We start from the raw sequence: 2,357 nt of genomic DNA, 5'->3' as shown, positions 1-2,357 counted from the left end.
GCTTCGAAGGCATTGGGGATCGCAAGGATCAGCCGGCTGGCGCCCTCGGGGTTGGCGGCGGCGAACACTTCGGCATTGGCCGCATTGCCGGCGACGGTCTCGACGCTGTCCGCTTTCAGCTTCGCCAGCGTCTTGTCGGCGTCCTCGATGACCAGGAAGGGCATTGCCGCGCCTTTCAGGGCCGAGCCGACCAGGCCACCGACACGGCCGTAGCCGATCAGGATGGCATGGCCGGTGAGTGCCGTCTTTGGCGGCGGCCCGTCCTCCTTTTTCGCCGCTGCCGCGACAGAGGCCACCTGGCCCGGCTCCGTCGCCGGACCAACCGGTTTTGCCTCGACCGGTGGTGCCGTCCTGGCGGCGCGCCGTTCCAGCCACGGCTTCATCCAGTCGATGGCCAGGAACATCAGCGGGTTGAGGACAATCGACAGGATCGCACCGGCCAGAATGAGGTCGCGGCCCTGTTCCGGCAGCAGCTTCAGCCCGACGCCGAGTTCAGCCAGGATGAAGGAGAACTCGCCGATCTGGGCGAGGCTTGCCGAGATTATCAGCGCCGTGGCGATGGGATAGCCGAAGGCAACAACGATGGCGAACGCGGCCAGTGATTTGCCGATGACGATGATGGCGAGCGTCGCCAGGATTGGCCAACCATTGCTGATCAGGCTGAACGGGTCGAACAGCATGCCGACCGAGACGAAGAACAGCACGGAGAAGGCATCGCGCAGCGGCAGCGATTCTTCCGCCGCGCGGTGGCTGAGTTCGGATTCGCTCATGATCATGCCGGCGAAGAAGGCGCCCAGCGCCAGCGAGACACCGAACAGTTTGGCCGCACCGAAGGCGACGCCGAGCGCGATGGCCAGAACCGCCAGCCGGAACAGTTCGCGCGAGCCGGTATGGGCGACATAGTGCAGGATCCAGGGAATGACCCGGCGGCCGACCACCAGCATGACGATGACGAAGGCGGCGACCTTGGCCAGCGTGATGCCGACGACGCCCCAGATGCCGTAGCTGGCCGGCAGCGACAGCAGGCCGCTGGCATGGGCGTCGGCCTGCTCCTGGCCGCCGAGCACGCCAGCGAGCGCCGGCAGCAGCACCAGCGCCAGCACCATGGCCAGATCCTCGACGATCAGCCAGCCGACGGCGATGCGGCCGCGCTCGGTCTCGATCATCCGCCGTTCCTGCAGGGCACGCAGCAGCACCACGGTCGAGGCGACCGACAACGCCAGGCCGAACACCAGCCCCGCGCCCATCGACCAGCCGAGCATCCAGGCAAGACCAGCGCCAAGCGCGGTGGCAAAGCCGATCTGGACGATGGCGCCCGGCACGGCGATGGCACGCACCGACAGCAGATCCTTGAGCGAGAAGTGCAGCCCGACGCCGAACATCAGCAAGATGACGCCGATTTCGGCCAGTTCGTTGGCAAGCCCGGCATCGGCGACGAAGCCGGGCGTGTTCGGCCCGACCAGCACGCCGGCTATGAGATAACCGACCAGGGGCGGAATGCGGAAGCGGTTGGCGAGAGCCCCGAAGACGAAAGCCAGCCCCAGACCGGCGACGATGGTGGCGATAAGGGGCGTGTCATGCGGCATTGTCTATGGAGCGCCTTTCAAGTCAGCGATGTTGGATGAGCGCCGCCCAAGGCCGCCGCCTGTTTGCAATATGGTGGATGGTATGTCGGCGATGCAACCCGCAAAGCCGTGAAATCGACGGCGCTGCCGCGAAAATTTGACCGGCAGCTGAGAAAGCTGCCGGCCGGATCGGAATTTGTGCGGAGCTATTCGTCTCGATTCGTCAGGGCCGATCGATGATCAGGCTGCCCGCAGCAAGGCCTCGATTTCCGGTATGGCATGGTTGGTCAATGTCTTGGGAATTTCGGCGGTCACCTTGTCCCCGACCTCCTTGTGCAGCTTTTTGCGCATTGTCCCAAGCACCACCGGCGGCGCGACGAGCACGATCTCGCTGAACTCGCCGTCATGCGCGAGCTTGTAGAGCCGGGCGGCGATTTCATCGGCAAAACGCTCCTTGCCGATGCGGTGCCAGTCCGTATCCTCGACTGCGCTGCGGTGTACGGAGGGACCATCACTGTATCGGCCGGGGCTGTCACTGCCTTGCTCGCGGGTGGGCGGGTTGTCCTGCTGCATTTCCTGCACCACCTCGAGATTCGGATATTTGTTGTCACCGGCGTTCCTGAGGAAAAGCGCCTTCTCGCCATCGGCCACGATCACCCAGATACCGTGCTTGAGTATGATTGTGTTCATGATGACAGGGCTCCTTTTTAGCCGCGTGGCGACCTTTAGTTGGCATTCCGCAGCCGGATTTCGATCCGACATGACGGGCCTTTTGAGAACGCACCTCGAGCC

2 protein-coding genes are annotated in these 2,357 nt (G+C 64.4%); both read right to left on the bottom strand.

Annotation, left to right across the window (positions count from 1 at the left end):
* Nucleotides 1-1,586 (bottom strand): YbaL family putative K(+) efflux transporter (gene ybaL, locus ENZ74_RS29470; RefSeq protein WP_127313205.1); only part of this gene is annotated, 1,586 nt, incomplete at its 3' end.
* 219 nt (nucleotides 1,587-1,805) lie between these two features.
* Nucleotides 1,806-2,255 carry a host attachment family protein gene (locus ENZ74_RS29465; RefSeq protein WP_013529560.1) on the bottom strand — a complete coding sequence of 150 codons (450 nt, stop codon included), beginning with the start codon at nucleotides 2,253-2,255 and terminating at the stop codon, nucleotides 1,806-1,808.
* Between the last annotated feature and the right edge of the window lie 102 nt (nucleotides 2,256-2,357).

This window comes from Mesorhizobium sp. M7A.F.Ca.CA.002.15.2.1, from assembly GCF_003998715.1.
GTDB classification, from domain to species: Bacteria; Pseudomonadota; Alphaproteobacteria; order Rhizobiales; family Rhizobiaceae; genus Mesorhizobium; species Mesorhizobium ciceri.
Note: the sequence above shows the minus strand (reverse complement) of the source record. Positions and strands in the feature narration are given on the sequence as shown.

Coding starts and splice junctions, on each gene's coding strand:
- ENZ74_RS29465 (WP_013529560.1), bottom strand. CDS start 2,255: ATGAACACAATCATACTCAAGCACGGTATCTGGGTGATCGTGGCCGAT.